Source organism: Paraburkholderia sp. D1E, assembly GCF_052682275.1.
The window spans coordinates 7,725,698-7,742,938 of record NZ_JBQYMB010000001.1; the positions used below are offsets into that span (position 1 = coordinate 7,725,698).

Annotated in this window: 16 protein-coding genes and 1 pseudogene; 3 read left to right on the forward strand and 14 right to left on the reverse strand. The window is 60.6% G+C overall.

Annotated elements, in window-relative coordinates; all coding sequences use genetic code 11:
- Window positions 1–43: 43 nt before the first annotated feature.
- The 10 genes from ACUN0E_RS34635 to ACUN0E_RS34680 all read right to left on the reverse strand — a co-directional run bounded on the left by ACUN0E_RS34635 (window position 44) and on the right by ACUN0E_RS34680 (window position 9,979).
- Window positions 44–1,444 carry an amino acid permease gene (locus ACUN0E_RS34635; RefSeq protein ID WP_445569433.1) on the reverse strand — a complete coding sequence of 467 codons (1,401 nt, stop codon included), beginning with the start codon at window positions 1,442–1,444 and terminating at the stop codon, window positions 44–46.
- Between the two features lie 124 nt (window positions 1,445–1,568).
- On the reverse strand, window positions 1,569–2,798 hold the full coding sequence (gene kynU, locus ACUN0E_RS34640; RefSeq protein WP_445569434.1) for a kynureninase: 1,230 nt from the start codon (window positions 2,796–2,798) through the stop codon (window positions 1,569–1,571).
- A gap of 66 nt (window positions 2,799–2,864) precedes the next feature.
- Entirely contained in the window at window positions 2,865–3,887 is a 1,023-nt protein-coding gene (locus tag ACUN0E_RS34645) for an amidohydrolase family protein (RefSeq protein WP_445569435.1), read from the reverse strand.
- Window positions 3,888–3,902: 15 nt separating this feature from the next.
- Window positions 3,903–4,427: a 3-hydroxyanthranilate 3,4-dioxygenase gene (locus ACUN0E_RS34650; protein ID WP_445569436.1), complete on the reverse strand. Its 525-nt coding sequence runs from the start codon at window positions 4,425–4,427 to the stop codon at window positions 3,903–3,905.
- 32 nt (window positions 4,428–4,459) lie between these two features.
- The gene (locus ACUN0E_RS34655; protein WP_201075509.1) at window positions 4,460–4,891 is read right to left on the reverse strand and encodes a RidA family protein; all 432 of its coding nucleotides are present in this window, start codon (window positions 4,889–4,891) and stop codon (window positions 4,460–4,462) included.
- Window positions 4,888–5,661 (reverse strand): 2-keto-4-pentenoate hydratase, encoded by a 774-nt coding sequence (locus ACUN0E_RS34660; RefSeq protein ID WP_445569437.1) that lies wholly within the window; start codon window positions 5,659–5,661, stop codon window positions 4,888–4,890. Before ACUN0E_RS34660 ends, ACUN0E_RS34655 begins: the two co-directional genes overlap by 4 nt.
- Window positions 5,658–6,701 (reverse strand): 4-hydroxy-2-oxovalerate aldolase, encoded by a 1,044-nt coding sequence (gene dmpG / locus ACUN0E_RS34665; protein ID WP_445569438.1) that lies wholly within the window; start codon window positions 6,699–6,701, stop codon window positions 5,658–5,660. Before dmpG ends, ACUN0E_RS34660 begins: the two co-directional genes overlap by 4 nt.
- A gap of 13 nt (window positions 6,702–6,714) precedes the next feature.
- The gene (locus tag ACUN0E_RS34670) at window positions 6,715–7,659 is read right to left on the reverse strand and encodes an acetaldehyde dehydrogenase (acetylating) (protein ID WP_445569439.1); all 945 of its coding nucleotides are present in this window, start codon (window positions 7,657–7,659) and stop codon (window positions 6,715–6,717) included.
- Window positions 7,660–7,670: 11 nt separating this feature from the next.
- The gene (locus ACUN0E_RS34675; protein ID WP_445569440.1) at window positions 7,671–8,492 is read right to left on the reverse strand and encodes a fumarylacetoacetate hydrolase family protein; all 822 of its coding nucleotides are present in this window, start codon (window positions 8,490–8,492) and stop codon (window positions 7,671–7,673) included.
- Entirely contained in the window at window positions 8,489–9,979 is a 1,491-nt protein-coding gene (locus ACUN0E_RS34680; protein ID WP_445569441.1) for a 2-hydroxymuconic semialdehyde dehydrogenase, read from the reverse strand. Before ACUN0E_RS34680 ends, ACUN0E_RS34675 begins: the two co-directional genes overlap by 4 nt.
- Window positions 9,980–10,330: 351 nt before the next feature.
- On the opposite strand from ACUN0E_RS34680, the pseudogene ACUN0E_RS34685 reads away from it, so the two are divergent.
- Window positions 10,331–10,489 (forward strand): annotated as a pseudogene (locus ACUN0E_RS34685) (IS256 family transposase); the annotation flags it as partial.
- 14 nt (window positions 10,490–10,503) lie between these two features.
- On the opposite strand, the gene ACUN0E_RS34690 reads toward ACUN0E_RS34685, so the two are convergent.
- The gene (locus tag ACUN0E_RS34690) at window positions 10,504–11,886 is read right to left on the reverse strand and encodes an IS4 family transposase (RefSeq protein ID WP_445566105.1); all 1,383 of its coding nucleotides are present in this window, start codon (window positions 11,884–11,886) and stop codon (window positions 10,504–10,506) included.
- A gap of 127 nt (window positions 11,887–12,013) precedes the next feature.
- Here ACUN0E_RS34690 and ACUN0E_RS34695 point away from each other — a divergent pair, with 127 nt between their 5' ends.
- Entirely contained in the window at window positions 12,014–13,123 is a 1,110-nt protein-coding gene (locus tag ACUN0E_RS34695; protein ID WP_445569442.1) for an IS256 family transposase, read from the forward strand.
- Window positions 13,124–13,920: 797 nt separating this feature from the next.
- On the opposite strand, the gene ACUN0E_RS34700 is transcribed toward ACUN0E_RS34695, so the two are convergent.
- Window positions 13,921–14,916 carry a LysR substrate-binding domain-containing protein gene (locus ACUN0E_RS34700; RefSeq protein WP_445569443.1) on the reverse strand — a complete coding sequence of 332 codons (996 nt, stop codon included), beginning with the start codon at window positions 14,914–14,916 and terminating at the stop codon, window positions 13,921–13,923.
- A 202-nt stretch (window positions 14,917–15,118) separates the two neighbouring features.
- Between ACUN0E_RS34700 and ACUN0E_RS34705 the strand changes: the two genes are divergently transcribed.
- Window positions 15,119–15,280, forward strand: a complete 162-nt coding sequence (locus ACUN0E_RS34705; RefSeq protein ID WP_035551387.1) for a DUF1328 domain-containing protein — start codon at window positions 15,119–15,121, stop codon at window positions 15,278–15,280.
- A 211-nt stretch (window positions 15,281–15,491) separates the two neighbouring features.
- Here the strand turns inward: ACUN0E_RS34705 and ACUN0E_RS34710 are convergent, their stop codons facing one another.
- Window positions 15,492–16,121 (reverse strand): GNAT family N-acetyltransferase, encoded by a 630-nt coding sequence (locus ACUN0E_RS34710; protein ID WP_408232588.1) that lies wholly within the window; start codon window positions 16,119–16,121, stop codon window positions 15,492–15,494.
- A 162-nt stretch (window positions 16,122–16,283) separates the two neighbouring features.
- The gene (locus ACUN0E_RS34715; protein WP_445569444.1) at window positions 16,284–17,207 is read right to left on the reverse strand and encodes a LysR substrate-binding domain-containing protein; all 924 of its coding nucleotides are present in this window, start codon (window positions 17,205–17,207) and stop codon (window positions 16,284–16,286) included.
- Window positions 17,208–17,241 lie beyond the last annotated feature (34 nt).

A 17,241-nucleotide genomic window follows, 5' to 3' on the forward strand; every position in this document is an offset into this window, starting at 1 on the left:
CACCATAAAAACACAGACAAGCGCCGCGCAGGCAAAAAAAACATCACGCCAACCCAGTACGAGCCGCCTCGACAACCTTCCCCCGATACCAAACAAAATAAACAACAAGCAACACAACAACAAACGGCACCCCAATCACCAGAGTCATCCGAAACTCTCTGGTAAACCACGTAGTGACCAAAGCACTCACCATCAGCCCTGCGCCAAGCAGAGAAGTAACCGGAAACCCCCACATCCTGAACGCCAACGGCATCCCCCTATGCTGATGGCGAAAAAAGAAATGGGTAACAAAAATCATCAACCAGGTAAACATGGCACCAAACATGGAGACCGACATCATCAACACAAACGAAGCATCCGGATAAATCACGTTCAAAACAGTAGCCAACGCAATTCCAATCGTCGAAAGCCACAACGCAGCAACCGGAACCCCTTTCCGGTTCAAATCCCCCAGCCGCCGCGGCGCATACCCCGCACGGGAAAGACTAAACATCATCCGCGTAGTGATATACAACTGGCTATTCATCGCCGACAACGCCGCCACGAGAATCACAAAATTGACCACACCCGCGGCCCCCGGCACATGCGTCGCCGCCATCACCCGCACGAATGGACTCTCATCAGTCCCCGCCGCATTCCACGGCACAATCGCTAGCATCAACGCCAACGTCAACAAATAAAAGAACACCAACCGGAACATCGTCGCGCGAAACGCTTGCGTGATCGCCTTCTGCGGATCGCGCGCCTCGCCCGCGGCCACCGCGATCATCTCGATGCTCAGATAGCTGAAGATCGACACGATCACCGCCACCCACATGCCCCACACACCCTTCGGAAAGAAGCCGCCGTGCGACGTGTAATTAGCAAAACCAATCCCCGAGCTGGCGGGCGCGCCGAACACCACATAAGCGCCCAGTAAAATGAAACCGACAATCGCCACGATCTTCAGCATCGAAAAAACATACTCGACCGCGCCGAACACCTTCACGCTCACCGAGTTAATTCCGATCAACGCCGCAGAGAACCCGACAATCCAGTACCAGCCAGGCACGCCAGGAAACCAGTACTTCATATACACGGCAATCGCCGTCACTTCGGTGCCGACCGCAAACACAATCGACGACCAGTACGCATAGCGCACCAGAAATCCCGCCCACGGCGCAATATAGTGCTCGGCATAGGCACCGAACGATCCCGACGTCGGATGCGCAACGGTCATCTCGGCAAGGCATCCCATCAACAGCAGCGCAATCAGCGCGCCAATCGCATAACTCACCAGCACGCTCGGGCCGGCAAAACCAATGGCGAATCCGCTGCCGAGAAAAAGGCCCGTGCCGATCGCCCCGCCAATCGCGATCATCGATAATTGCCCCGTCGATAACCCCCGGTGTAATCCCTTCTCGCGTTCGACAATCGTGTCGAAGCCTCGCTGCTCTTGCGTCATCTCGTGTCTCCTCCTGGATGCGGTTACGTGTATGGACGCAACCGCCGGTGCCGCGCTGTCGTATTACTTGTGTTGCTCGAATCGCGGCGCTTAAATGCTTAAGTGTTCAAGTACGTTGAGCGGATCAGGTCACCGACTTGCGCGCTTTATATTCTTCGGTATTCCACGCATCGGTTGCGATGATGTCCTTGAGTTGAGCGATGGTGTCCCAGATATCCACGTATCGCACGTACAGCGGCGCAAAGCCAAAGCGCAGAATGTCCGGCGCGCGGAAGTCGCCGATCACGTTGCGCGCAATCAGCGCCTGCATGATCGCGTAGCCTTCCGCATGACCCAGCGATACCTGGCTGCCGCGTTGCTCAGCGGCGCGCGGCGAAGCGAGCGTGCAACCAAGGCCCTTCAGTTCCTGATCGGTCAGCTCGATAAACAGATTGCCGAGCGCCACGCTTTTATCACGAAGCACGTCGAGGTCGACGCCATCGAACGCTTCGAGCGCGCTCTCCAGTGCGATCACACCGATCTGTGGCGCGGTGCCAGTCAACATGCGATCAATGCCTGGATGCGGCGCGTAGTCGTGCGTGAACTCGAACGGCTTCGAGTGGCCGTGCCACCCCGTTAGCGGTTGATGCACGGCTTCGATGTGGCGCGACGCAACGAACACAAAAGCCGGCGCACCCGGACCACCGTTCAGATACTTGTAGCCGCAGCCCACCGCGAAGTCGGCGTCGCAGCGGTTCAGATTCACCGGCATCGCGCCCGCCGAGTGACACAGGTCCCACACGATCAGCGCGCCGGCTTCATGTGCCTGGCACGTCACCGCTTCCATGTCGTAGCGCTTGCCGGTTTTGTAGTTGACGTGCGTGAGCGACACGATCGCCACGGTATCGTCGATCGCCGCGACGATGTCGTCCGGATCGACGCAACGCAGTTCACAACCCGTCATCTCAGCGACGCTCGAAGCGATATATACGTCGGTCGGAAAATTGGTTCGCTCAGCGAGGATCACCTTGCGGCCCGGACGCATGCGCGTAGCCGAAACCAGCACTTTGAACAGATTCACCGAGGTCGAATCGGCGACGATCACCTCGTCCTGCCCTGCGCCGATCAGTTTGGCAATCTTGTTGCCAGTACGCTGCGGCGCCGGATACCAGTCGGCGTCGTTCCATGAACGGATCAAACCGTTCGCCCATTCGTGTTTGAGCGCCCGTTCGATACGCGCGGGTACATTCGCGGGCATCGCGCCCAGCGAGTTACCGTCGAGGTAAATCGTGTCGGCGGGCAAATCGAAGCGCGCGCGGCAGTGGGCCAACGTGTCGGCAGCGTCGAGCGCGGCGCAGTGTTCCCGGGTGATCATCTGGCTAATTTCCTGTGTGTTCTTATTGCAATTGCAAGCTCAATGGCGTGCGTTGCTTGCATCTGTTTAAACCGCGTGTGCGACCGTCGTAGGCAAATCGAAAAAACGTTGGGCGTTGGTGCCGAGAATCTTCGCCTTGGCCGTGTCGCTCAGTTGCGGATGATCCGCGACCAGATCGCCGATCTTCTGCTCGCCGAGCGGGAACGGATAGTCGGAACCGAGCAAAACATGGTCCTCGCCCATCGTCTCAACCAGCAGGCGCAAAGCACCCTGATCGAACACCGCGCTATCCACGTGAAAGCGTTCGAGATACGACACCGGCGGATTCGGACAATCCTCACGCACAATATCGCGCTGCTCCCACGCGTTCTGCACGCGGCCGAGCAAAAACGCAAAGCTGCCGCCGCCGTGCGCGAAGCACAGTTTCAGCGACTTCGGAATCCGCTCGAACGCCCCCGACAAAATCAGCGACACCATGCTCAACTGCGTTTCCGCCGGCATCGCGACGAGCCACGGCAGCATCCACTTCTTCATGCGGCCGTCGGTCATCATGTCCCACGGGTGCACGAGCACTGGAATGCCTTCGTTCGCGCAGTGCGTGAGAAACGTCACCAGGTGTTCGTCGTCGAGATCGCGCGGGCCGAGGTGATTGCCGATCTGTACGCCGCGATGACCGGCCCGGTGCGCGCGTGTCGCCTCGCGGCAAGCGAGGTCGACGTCCTGCAGCGGCACTTGCGCGAGCGCCATCAACCGTTGCGGGGCGTGCGCGCAGAGTTCGAGTGCGCGGTCGTTCATCCGCGCGGCCCAGTCGTGCGCGGTGGTGGCGGCGTAACGATAGCCGAACATCACGGGTGTCGCGCACATCAACTGGATATCGACGCCGAGCGCATCCATTTCAGCAATACGCACCGCCGGATCCCACAGCGCGCGGTACACCGGACGAAAACTCTTCTCGCCGGTCATGATCATGCCGCGTTCGCCGTCCGCGTCGATCTTCAGCCACGGCGCGTGTTCCGCGTCCAGCCTTGCGGCTTCTTCCCGCACGATCGGCGGGAAGAAGTGGGAATGCATGTCGATTCGAAGTGTCATCGTGATTCTGTTTGTTTAGACGGTCTTGCCGGGGTGGACATGACCACAATGCGCGCAGCGGCGTTTTTCTTCTGAGGCATAGAAGGCGTTGAAAAGCGGTGGCAGATCGCTGACGATGCTTTTCAGTTGCACCTCTACGCGATAGACGAGATGTCCGCAGTCATCGCAGTACCATTCGAAACCGTCCACCACGCCTTGCGGGCGTTGCCGTTCGATCACGAGGCAGACGCTGCCCGCTTCCGGCCGTTGCGGCGAATGACGCACATGAGGCGGCAGCAGAAACACGTCCCCTTCACTCAGGTCGACGCGTTCGCGTTTGCCGTCGATCCATAGATACAGATACGCGTTGCCGCGCAGCTGATAGAAGAATTCCTCGAGCGGGTCGTCGTGGTAGTCGGTGCGATGGTTCGGGCCACCCACCACCGTGACGATGAAATCGCTGTCCTGCCACACCTGCTGATTGCCGACCGGCGGCTTGAGCAGATGCGCGTGGTCGTCGATCCAGCGCTGAAAATTGAACGGTTTGCCGTACGTGAGCATGGCTGTCTCTTTCTTTAGTTTTTTGCGCGTGTTTATTTTTTCGGTGCGTACGCAATCGCCTTCATCTCGATCAGCAGATGCGGATGAGGCAATTGATGCACGGCGACCGTCGTGCGCGTCGGACCCGTTTCGTCGAAGTACTCGCCGTACACGGCGTTATAGCCCCCGAAGTCGTTCATGTTGACGAGGAACGACGATATCTCGACAAGGTTCGACAGGTCCGCGCCTTCGCTCTGCAGGATATCGCGAATGTTCTCGATCACCACACGCGTTTGCTCGCGAATGTCGAGTTGAACGGTGCCGAGTTCGTCGGCGGAGGCGCCCGCAATCGTATTGTCCGGACGGCGCGAACTGGTGCCGGAGACGAACAGGAAGTCACCCGCTCGCGTCACGTGCGGAAAACGGCCGCGCGGTTTGGCTTTACCGGGCACGACGCGCCCTTGAATGGTCGGTTCGTTGGTCATGAGAGTCGATAGGTAGTAAATTCGGTGCTGCCAAGGCCGTTGACGACGCAATGCACGTGCGCGTCGACGGGCAATGGATGAGCGGCGGTGGCGGCGCCCGCCATGATCAGCGAACCAGCCGGTAATACGAGGCCGCTTTGCGAAATCAGGCGCGACGCCTGCACGATCGAGCGTAGCGGATCGCCGAGAATCGCCGCGGTCGAGCCGGCCTGCACGATACGGCCGTCAATACGCATCGTCACGCCCGCGTTGCGCAGGCCGTCGAAGCGTGTGGTCCACGGGCCGATCACCAGCCCCGCCGATGAACAGTTATCGGCGACCACATCTTCGAGCGTGAACTTGAAATCACGGTAGCGTGAGTCGATGATCTCCATCGCCGGGGCTACCGCTTCCAGATAGCGTGACGCTTCGAGCAGGGTTAGCGGCCGGTCGATCTCGCGGCTCGTCAGGAAGCAAACCTCCGGCTCGACGCGCGGGTGAATGAAGCGATTCAGCGCGACGCGGCCGCCATCTTCATCGAGCATCGAGTCGGTCAACCAGCCCCAGATCAGGCTGTCGACACCCATCTGAATCATCTTCGCGCGGCTCGTAAAGCCCAGCTTCACGCCGACCATGCTCTCGCCGCGATGAATGCGCCGCTCAATCGACGCGCGTTGAATCCCATAAGCGTCGTCCAGCGAAAACGGCGTGGACGTGGTGAGTTGCGCGATCGGCTCCGCGTGGCGCGCGGCGTCGTCGATACGCTCCGCGATAGCATCGAGATTGATCACGCGGCCTCCTTCGGCGCGAGTTCACGTGCCTTGCGCATATCCAGCGCAACGTCGACGATCATGTCCTCCTGGCCGCCGACCATGCGGCGCTTGCCGAGTTCGACCATGATGTCGAAGGCCGACAGGCCGTATTTCGCGGCGGCCGCTTCCGTGTGGCGCAGGAAGCTTGAGTACACGCCGGCATAGCCCAGCGCGAGCGTTTCGCGATCCACCCGCACCGGCCGCTCCTGCAACGGACGCACGATATCTTCGGCGGCGTCGATCAGCTTCTTCACGTCGCAGCCGTGATTGAGCTTCATCCGGTCTACCGCGGCGATGAACACTTCGAGCGGCGCGTTGCCTGCGCCCGCTCCCATTCCGGTTAGCGATGCATCGATGCGATCGCAACCGTGTTCGAGCGCGATCACGGAATTCGCCACGCCCAGCGACAGATTGTGATGCGCGTGCATACCGGTTTGCGTCGTCGGATCCAGCACGGCCTTGAATGCATCGAAACGCTCGGCGACGTCACGCATATTCAACGCGCCGCCCGAATCCACCACGTACACACATTGCGCGCCGTAGCTTTCCATCAGTTTCGCCTGCTTCGCCAATGCGTCGGGCGTGGTCATATGCGACATCATCAGAAAGCCGACGGTATCCATGCCGAGTGAGCGCGCGTATTCAATGTGCTGCTTCGAGATGTCCGCTTCGGTGCAATGCGTGGCGATCCGGACGATGCGTGCGCCAGCGTCGTACGCCGCGCGGAGATCGTGGACGGTGCCGATGCCAGGCAGCAGCAGCGTCGCCACTTGCGCGCGTTTCACCGTACCGGCCACCGCGTCGATCCATTCAAGGTCGGTGTGTGCGCCGAAGCCGTAGTTGAAACTCGAACCCGAGAGACCATCGCCATGCGCGACTTCGATACTGTCGACGCCCGCGTCATCGAGTGCCTGTGCGATCGCAACCGCGTTCTCCAACGAGTACTGATGGCGGATTGCATGCATGCCGTCGCGCAGCGTCACATCCGACACATAGATTTTCTTGTTGCTATCGGTCATTACGTCGTTCCTTTCACGCTGCCACGCGGCTGGCCGCGATCTGCTCGGCCGCGGCCAGCGCCGCCGAAGTCATGATGTCGAGATTGCCCGCATACGAAGGCAGATAGTGCGCAGCGCCCTCCACTTCGAGGAATACGCTCACCTTCAGGCCCGCGCGGCGCTCGTTCGCGTGCAACGCGAGTGGGTTCGCCGCGGTGTAACGGTCAAACTGTACGGCCTGCTTCAGACGATAGCCGGGCACGTAACTCGCCACCGCCGCGACCATTGCATGAATCGAACTTTCGATTTCGCCGGTGTCGGCGTCTTCTTCGGTCAGGCAGTAGACGGTATCGCGCATCATCAGCGGCGGCTCGGCCGGATTGAGCACGATGATCGCCTTGCCGCGCGCCGCCCCGCCCACGGTTTCAATCGCCTTCGAGGTGGTCTCGGTGAATTCGTCGATATTGGCGCGCGTACCCGGCCCCGCCGAGCGGCTTGCAATCGATGCGACGATTTCGGCGTAACGCACCGGCGCCACGCGCGATACCGCATGAACGACTGGAATCGTCGCCTGGCCGCCGCATGTAACCATGTTCAGGTTCGGCGCGTCGAGATGCGCGAACAGATTCACCACCGGCACCACGAACGGCCCGATAGCGGCTGGCGTCAGATCGATCACGGTGATGCCGTGTTCGCGCAGTACGGCCGCATGGCGATGATGTGCGCCTGCCGAGGTCGCGTCGAATGCAATGCGAATGTCGCTGAAGTTCGGCATGGCCACGAGACCGTCGATCCCATGCGCAGTGGTCGGCACGCCGAGCCGTTCGGCACGCGCCAGACCGTCCGAAGCCGGATCGATCCCGACCATCGCCCCCATCTCGAGGTGCTTTGCGTTACGCAGCACCTTGATCATCAGATCGGTGCCGATATTGCCGGAGCCGATGATGGCGATGGCCTGCTTTTTCTGTTTATTGTGCATGGCTTTCTCTGTCACGCTGCGGATTCCGTGTGGTGGGAAAAACTCGCGCTCACGGAGCCGAGACCTTCGATGTGGGCGGTGAAGACATCGCCGGCATTGACGCCGACCATTGGGCCGAGCGCGCCGGTCAGCACGATATCGCCCGCCTTCAGGGGCGCGCCGACACGTGTCATGATGTTGGCGAGCCATACCGCTGCGTAGAGCGGATTACCGAGGCAAGCGGCGCCAACGCCGACGCTCACCTGATCGCCACGCCGCTCCATCACCATGCCGCAGTTGATCGCGTCGAAGGCATCGAGTTTGACCGGGCGATTGCCGAGTACGAATAGACCGCTCGACGCGTTGTCGGCCACTGTATCCGTCAAGCGGATATCCCAGTTGGCAATACGGCTGCCGACGATCTCGATCGCGGGCAATGCGTAGGCGGTTGCGCCGATCAGGTCGGCAATCGTGTGCCGTTCGTGCGGCAGATCGCGTGCGAGCACCAGCGCGATCTCCGCTTCCACTTTGGGCTGCTGCGCGCGCGACATGGCGATCTCTTCGCCGTCCGCAATCGACATATCGTCGAACAGCATGCCGAAATCTGGCTGATCGACGCCGAGCTGGATCTGCACGGCTGCCGACGTCAGGCCGATCTTGCGGCCCACGAGGCGGCGACCGGTTGCCAGCTTCCGTTCAGTGTTCAGGCGCTGCACGGCATAAGCGGCTTCCAGCGCGTCGCCACCCAGGTCCGCGATCGCCGCACGCACTGGCGCGATGGGTGTGTTGCTCTGCTGCGCCTGCCAGATTGAGTCAGCAATCTGTTGCGCCGCCTTCAGGTCGATCTCGCTCATGCGATCCTCACGCAGACGTTGGTCAGTTCCGAATAGAAATCGAGCGAGTGACGCCCGCCTTCACGGCCGATGCCCGAAAGCTTGGCTCCGCCGAACGGTGTGCGCAGGTCGCGCACGAACCATGCGTTGACCCAGACGATACCGGTTTCGATCTGCCGCGCCACGCGGTGGCCGCGCGAGAGTTGCGTCGTCCAGATGCTCGCCGCGAGTCCGTAGGCGCTGTCGTTGACGCGGACGATCACTTCGTCTTCGCTATCGAACGGCGCAATATGGCAGACAGGTCCGAAGATTTCCTCTTTGACGCAGCGCGCATCGTCGTTCAGTCCGGTCCAGATTGTCGGCATCACGAACGCGCCCTGATCGCGTTCGTCGCCGAATTGCGGGACATTGCCGCCAGTCACCACGGTTGCTCCCTCTTCGACTGCGAGCCGGAAATACGACAGCACCTTCTCGCGGTGGCCACGCGAGATCAGCGGACCCATCGTGGTTGCTGGATCGTGAGGCGCGCCGACTTGCAGCGCCTCGGTTTTTTCCTTCAATGCGGCGACGAAGCGCTCGAGGATCGGCCGCTCGACGTACACGCGCTCGCTGCACAGACAAACCTGCCCGGCATTCGTGAAGCTCGATTTCAACACGCCCGCGACGGCCGCGTCGAAATCCGCGTCGGCGAACACGACGGCTGCATTCTTGCCGCCGAGTTCGAACGATATCTCCTTCACGCCATCGGCGACGGTCTTCATAATCGTGCTGCCGGTACGCGATTCGCCGGTAAAAGTGATCGCGCTGATGTCCGGATGACGCGTGAGGAATTCACCGGCAGCGTTCGGCCCGTGACCGTGAATCAGATTGAACACACCAGGCGGCAAGCCGATATCGTGCATCACTTCGGCGAGCAGCGTGGCGGAACTGGGCGTTTCTTCCGAGGGTTTCGCGACGACGCAGTTGCCCATGGCGAGGGCCGGCGCGACTTTCCACGTGAACAACAGCAAGGGCAGGTTCCACGGCGAGATGATGCCGACCACGCCGAGCGGTTTTCGCGTGACGTAGTTGATCAGTTCGCTGCCGTCGGCTGCATGTGTTTCGAAGAACTCGCTGTTTGCGGTGCGGATGAGATCCGCGAAGGTGCGGAAGTTCGCGATGCCGCGAGCAATGTCGAGCTTGCGGGCTTGCTCGAGTGGACGCCCGGTGTCGGCCACTTCTGCCGCGACGAAATCTTCGAAGCGGGCTTCTATGCCGTCGGCGATTTTATGCAGCCAGTCCGCACGTTCAGCCGGTTTGGTATTGCGCCAGCCGGCGCGTTGGGCGGCGGCTGCGGCGCGGACGGCGGCGTCGACGGTTACGGCATCGGCTTCACAGACTTGAGCGAGTTGTTTGCCGTCTACCGGACTGATGTTTGGGAAGGTGGTTGCAGTCGCAATGAATTCGCCGTTGATGTAATGGCGAAGTAACGGTTGAGCGCGCTGCGCGGCGGCCGGGGTGAAAGTCACAACGTCTCCTGCTCGATTGAGGTGTTTGCAGGAGTCTAAAGGGGGGCCTCGCGAGGCGATAATCAAAGATTGGGTGGTGGGTATGCTAAAGGGGAATACCAGAAGGTTAGGTTTTTTGCCTTGGGCGGCGGTAATGGGGGTGGGGGTGGTTTGCCTGGGGTGGTTGCCTGGGGTGGTTGCCTGGGGTGGTTTGCCTGCGCGGCGCTTGTTTGTCTGTGTTCTTATGGCGTTGGCCTTTCCTTGTTTTCTTATTGGTCTATTAGCGTCGCCCCTGTGCGGGGCAGGCGAGGGTGTAATTAGTTTTGTGTAAACGGTCATTTGGCAGGAGACTGCCAGTAATCAGGAGCGACGATGACCGTAGCGAAACGCAACAAACGCGTGAAACCCGACCCTGAGCTCGTCAAGCTGGCCGACAGCCTGCTGGCGAACTACCAGAAACCAGAGGACCTGATTGGCGAGAACGGCCTGCTCAAGCAGCTCACGAAGATGCTGGTTGAACGGGCGCTAGAGAGAATGGCACTTACTTAAGCCCGAGCCCGAGGAGCGTGCCCATATTTTCGGACGCGCTCGCGTGCGATGTGACGAGGCTCTTTCAGCCATGGATAAGACTTCGGTCTTCGTTTGCGCATTCGTGGTTCGATGCGACCGGGGCGGTTCCCAACACGAGACTGCGCGATCAGCTTGAACAGGACACTCTGGTCGTGAGTTGCCGTCAGACCCCTGGCCAGCCATTCAGTCCATAGCTGCACGGCGTGCTTGAAACTCAGTGTTCTCGGATCGGTGGCGCAGTGGCTGGCGGCTTGGGCCATCAGCAGCCGAATCACGTTGTAGGCCAGCAGATGGACCCACATCTCCTTCTCGTTCATGTGGGCAGTCTGGCAATGCAGCACATCCATGCCCATCGTCGTCTTGATGTTACGTAGATCCAGTTCCACGTTCCAGCGCCTGGCATACAACTGCGAGAGGTCCTGTTTGCTGGTCTTGTGTGCATCAAGCATCGTGGTGACCAGCACCCGGTGATGCAGCCTGCATTCGCGCACCATCAGTTCATCGGGGAAGGCCTGGTACTGCTCACGCGTCATCCAGGCGGGGCACTGCCGGGGTTTGGGCCACGTCACAATGTGATCGCGCGTGCCCTGCGACTTGCCTCGCCGAAAGTCGGTGCGGCGCGCCCCATGCTGTTCCATCACGACATCCACTCCGGCGGCGATCATTGAGGCCATCAGAAAGTAGTGGCAGTACAAGGCATCGGCGACAATCACGTCACCTCGACGAAACGTGTTTTCCAGCATGCGAAACGCCGTCAGCTCCCCGCTGCCTTTGCCCGCGTAAGTTCCGACAGCCGCCTCCAGCACTGCGCCGCTTGCCAGACAGATCACCGCAACCAGATAGGCTAACGGAAATCCCACGCCTTCGGCCTGAGCACTGGACTGTGGGAAGCGCGCCTGGTTCGACGGCGTATCGGGCATCGAGATCCCGGTGCCGTCAACCAGCTTGACCGGGCGCCCGCGCCACTTCCAGGCCGGCTCGGCCTGCTCGTGCAGTTGACGCCCCGTCTCGCGCGCCAACTCCCGGACCATTGTCAGCGGCAGTCTCTGGCGAGCGCGGCAGTAGCCTCCCGTGCGCACGCTCGTGGGCCGCAGCCCGTCGGCAACTCGCTGCGCGGCCCACCCGTTGACTGCCTTCTGACAGGAGGCATCCTCTTCCAGCGCCTGGCGCATGAACATCGACAGCGTCACCGTCGGCGGATACAGCCGTTCTCGATGCGCTGGCAAATACGCTTCGGTGGCGGCCAATAGCTGCGGGCTCGTCAGTATGTTGAAGTAGTCCACAGACTGTGTCCTGCGCGCCCGGCTTTGAACTGTGCTTCGTGTTTGCCTATGATGACTTCGTGAATTACGATCCATGGTGGCTGATCCTTGGAATGAGACGGTGTTTGCCTGGTAACAACCATCCTATCAATCCTTCGATCAGCCGCCTCCCTTTCTCTTCAAGCACTTACCCCCGTCTTCTCCTCCATGCAGGCTTAAGTAAGTGCCATTCGCGCTAGAGACGGAGATGTCCGAACACCTGGGCCACGGCAAGAGCGAAGCGGTCACCAATGCCACGGGCAACACCCGCAACGGCCATAGCGCCAAGACGTTGCAGGGGGAGTTTGGCGAGTTGCCGCTCGATATCCCGCGTGACCGTCAGGGTGCGTTCGAGCCGAAGCTGGTGAGTCGTCATCAGACGCGCTGGTCGGGCTTTGACGACAAGATCATCTCGCTATATGCCCGCGGCCTGAGCGTGCGGGAGATTCAGGGGCATCTGGAAGAAATGTACGGTACCGAGGTGTCGCCCACGCTCATCTCGGCCGTAACAGACGCGGTGAGCGAGGATGTGAAGGCCTGGCAAGCCCGCCCGCTCGACGCGCTTTACCCCATCGTTTATCTCGACTGCATCCACGTCAAGGTGCGCGACAGCGGTGCTGTACGGACCAAGGCGGTCTATCTCGCCATCGGCGTGAACATGGACGGCCACAAGGAAGTCCTGGGGCTGTGGATCGCCCAGACCGAGGGCGCGAAGTTCTGGCTGCAGGTGGTGACCGAGCTGAAAACGCGCGGCGTGCAGGACATTTTTATTGCCTGTGTCGATGGGCTCAAGGGCTTCCCCGAAGCCATCGAAGCAGTCTATCCGAAGGCAGCAGTTCAACTGTGCATCGTGCATATGGTGCGCAACAGTCTGAACTTCGTGTCCTGGAAGGTGCAGCGCGAGGTCGCCGCCGACCTGAAGACGATCTACACTTCATCGACGGTCGAGCTGGCCGAGCAGAAGCTGAGTGCCTTCGAAGCCACGTGGGACAAGGACTATCCGTCCATCGGGCAGAGCTGGCGGCGCAACTGGGCACGCGTCATTCCGTTCTTCGACTATCCGCCGGAGATCCGGAAGGTGATCTACACCACCAATGCCATCGAATCGATCAACATGAGCCTGCGCAAGGTGATCAAAACCCGCAGTTCGTTCCCGACCGACGAGGCCGTGACCAAGCTGTTTTACCTGGCACTTAACAACATCAGCAAGAAGTGGTCGATGCCGATCCGGGACTGGAAGGCAGCCCTGAACCGCTTCACTATCCAGTTCGAAGACCGCCTGTTACCGGGTTAAATCAATACCCGTTTACACAAAATTCCGGACACCCTCGGGCAGGCACTTACTTCTCTTTGCCGCCGCAAAGAGAAGTAAGCAAGAGAAAGCGGCTCACACCGCTAATTCTTAAGCGGGTCCCTCGCACAGCCACGGTAGTGGTACATCTGGAATCCGTGCCCACACACACTCCGCGCGAGTGACAAAGGAGTCGTCAGCTCCCACTCCGCACTGCGTGCGTCGCGGATGGGTATGCATGGGAAACCAGGGGCTTCGCTTCGCGCGGTGGGAACCATCGGCTTCGCCTCGGCGATGCGCCAAAGTATCCAGAAGACAAGTTCTCCACGCGAATCAAAGTGCGAAACCACAGGCCGAAAAACCGCGGTTGCCATGCTGGCGGCAGCGGCAGCGGCAGTGAAGTGGCAATCGCGAAACGCGAGTACGAAAACGTAGTGGTCGGTTTTATGAAATGCGCTTCGGCGCGCGCAGCGCCGCCGGAAGTATGACGGCCTTGTCACTGAGGCTGAATGTGCGAGAACACAGATTCCAGATGCACCACTACCCTGGCTGCGCGGGGGACCCGCTTAAGAAATAGCGGTTTGAGCCGCTTTCTCTTGCTTACTTCTCTTTGCGGCGGCAAAGAGAAGTAAGTGCCCGCCCCGCACAGGGGCGACGCCAATAAACCAATAACAATTCAAGGAAAGGCCAAAGACCGAAGAAGCCAGATCAAGGAAAGGCCAACGCCGTAGGCAACCAGGCCCAAGGAAAGGCCAACACCGCAGGCACACAGCCAAAAAGCGCTCCGCAGGCAAAAAAAATCAAACCCCAACATCATCAGGCGCCACAGCCGCCCCCACACCCACCCCCACCTTCACGGCCTCCCGCAAACACTCCACAAAAGCCTGACAAGCAGCACTCTGCTCCTTATGCGACCGCACCGAAAACCCAACAGTGCCAAACGCGCCGCTTTCGGGCAAATCCAATATCCGCAACAACCCCGCATCTTCAAACTGCTGCGCGGCAACCCGCGGCATCAGCGCAATCCGTGGCGTATCGAGCAACAAGCCGATATTCGTCAACAACGACAATGACTCCACGATATCCGTAGGCAGCGGCAACCCCGCCGCGCGAAACAGATGTTCCGCGGAAAGCCGTGCCGGCGAATCAGGCGTCGGCAGGATCCAGGGCGAGCCGACCAGCTCCGACAAATGCGTCACACCAGCCGGAGCCGGCCCATAGCCTTTTCCGACCACCACGCACAGGGACTCGTCAAAAAGCGCCTCGTGCGTCAACGGAAAAGCACTCGCAATTGGCAACTCGCGCTCCGGCAACCGCCCGACAACGATATCGAGATCCCCCGTCGCCAGCGCCGGGAACAGGTGCGCCGTCGTGCCCTCACGCACCGTCACCAGAACGTTCGGCGTGCGCGCTTTCAGCATGGCGATCGCGGTGGGCAGCAGCCGTGCCGATGCCGAGATGAGCGTGCCGACAATCACATGGCCACTGGTGCCCAGCCGAAAGTCGTTGAGCTCGTCAGTCATATACCGCAACTCCGCCATCAGCGATTTGACCCGTCGCCCGAGGAGCAACCCCAGTTCCGTCGGCACGACCCCCCGGTTCGAGCGCGCGAACAGCGCACCGTCGAAACACGACTCAAGTTCGTGGATGACCTTGGTGACGGCCGGCTGCGTCAAGCGCATCTCGTTGGCCGCACGCACGACGGAGCGCGTTTCCAGCACGCGTTCGAAGATCATCAGCTGATTGAGCTTCAGCTTGCGGATCAGGGAAATCTCGCTGAGTGGATTGTGTTGCATGGCGGGCGTGGGCGGAATCAATGATCCGCGATGGTAACAGCACAAAATCGGTAGACCGATTAGGGGCACCACTTGTTCGTCCAACCCTGGGCACACCTATTGCTGTATATCGCTCGCCGGCAAAAGCCCGTCAAAGCACACAGTGCCAACAACGGATAGCCGTTTTTAACTTCAATTCAGCAATCCATCGGTGGGAGGCCCCATGCTTCGATACGCTGTAATCTTCTTCATCATCGCGATCATTGCCGCGGTATTCGGCTTCGGCGGCATTGCCGCAGGCGCAACGGAAATCGCCAAAGTTCTGTTCTTCATCTTCGTGGTGATCTTCCTCGTCACCTTGCTGATGGGCGTGATGCGACGCTGACCACCGCATTGACCAAATAAGCGAAGAAACACCCGCTCCGGTGCGAGCACCGGCAACTATTGCAATACTTGCCACACCGTATTGCAAGCGTTGCTGCCCGCGCCGGGGTTTTTAATGCAAGAGCCTGCACATCACGCGCCCGTGCATCCCGAACGCATTGCACCGCAGCACACACGCGACACGCTGCAAGTACGCCAACCGCGCAAACGCCTCATGCCGCGCGCGCAATTCTCGCCGGCACAGTCAACCTATGTGACCAGTTCGCGAGCGTACGCGTCGCCACCGGCGGCTTGCTCAAGATCGCGCTGTCGTAATGCTTGCCGTCGAACCGCACGAAATCGACGATGCGAAATCCCTGCCCTCGATAAAACGCAATCAGGTGAGCCGCCGGTTGCGGCGTATCGAGCGCGAGTTCCGCATAACCGCGCGTCGCGGCCCAATGGTCGGCGAAAGCGATCAATAACGTACCGATGCCACGCGCCTGCCACACCGGTTCAACGCCGAACTGGCGCAAGCTGGCGATATCGTCGCGCCGGTACAAGTCGCACGGCGACTCGTGATCCGGTGCATACAGCGTCATCGTACCGACGATGCGCCCCTCGCAGACCGCCACGTAGCAATCGCCGCGCGTCGCGCGTGAACGCGTCGTCTCCACCGTTTGATCCACACATGTGCAATTCAGCCCCATCGCACCGAGCCGTGTGAAAGCCCGATGCAGCAGCGCGGTCAACGCGACGTACGAATCGCGCGATGGATCGAAGCGGCGCAGCTCGATACGGCCCACACCCTGACATACGTAGTCGATACGGACAGCTTGCTGCGTCGTTGCACGTCGCTTCACGTTGAACACCTCACGCTATCAAGATGCACGAAGTGTAGATTTCGCGAGTAGGCGTCTCAAGAAAAAATGTCGTAAAAACTCACATGGGACGTGCATGAGACGCGCATGCGAGCCTGCGTGCTGGCGTACATGCCAACAAGTTATCGGCAGATTGCCAGGGCACTAGCCAGCGGGCGCCATAAGCGGCTCGTTTTCCCGCAGGCCGAGATGCAATTCCTCGCACAGGAACGTCTGCAATGTCTGCACGGCGGCCGCCTGGGCACCGGAGACCGCACGCATGAAAAGCCCGAAATCGGCCGTAGGCGCATCGGGCAATCCGTCGGCCTGACGGAGCACGCGCATCGACTCCGAACGGATATTGCCGTCGAGCAGCACCGAGACACCCAGCCCCGCTTCCACGGCCGACTGCACCGCCGGCAAACTGGTGCTGGTACATACAATGCGCCACGCAATCCCCGCGCGCCGCAGCGCCGTCAACACCTGCTGCTGCCACAGACACGCACCGCCGAACGCAACCACCGGCAACGCCGCGTCAACGTCGCGGCTAAACCCGCGCGCGCCGACCCAGAAGAGCGGCTGCGTCCAGGTCAGCAGCGGTACCGAGTCGACCAGCGCGGGATCCCCCACGACCACATCGAGGCCGCCATCCGAAAGCCGGTTCGACAGCGCCGCACTGGTATCGACGACGATCTCCAGCGCCACCTGCGGATAAGCGATCGAAAAGCGCCGCAACGCGCGCGGCAGCCGACCGACCGCGATGTCTTCCAGCATGCCGAGCCGCACCGTGCCGGACACCTGCCCCGCGCTCAACGCCCGCCGCGCATCGGCACCCGCGCCGAGGATCGTATGCGCGAAAGGCAGCAGCAGATGCCCCGCTTCGGTCAGTTGCACGCCACGCGGCGAGCGGTCGAGCAAACGCTGCCCCAGTTCTTCTTCGAGCCGGCGCAATTGCATACTCACCGCCGCCTGGGTGCGCGCGAGGCGCACCGCCGCCACGCCCACGGCGCCGGTCTCCGCAACGGTAACGAACGCACGCAGGAGACTGCTGTCGAGATCTCGGGTCATCACGTTTATTGAAGTGATCATAAGAAATATCAACTTATCTTAATACCGCTTGCAC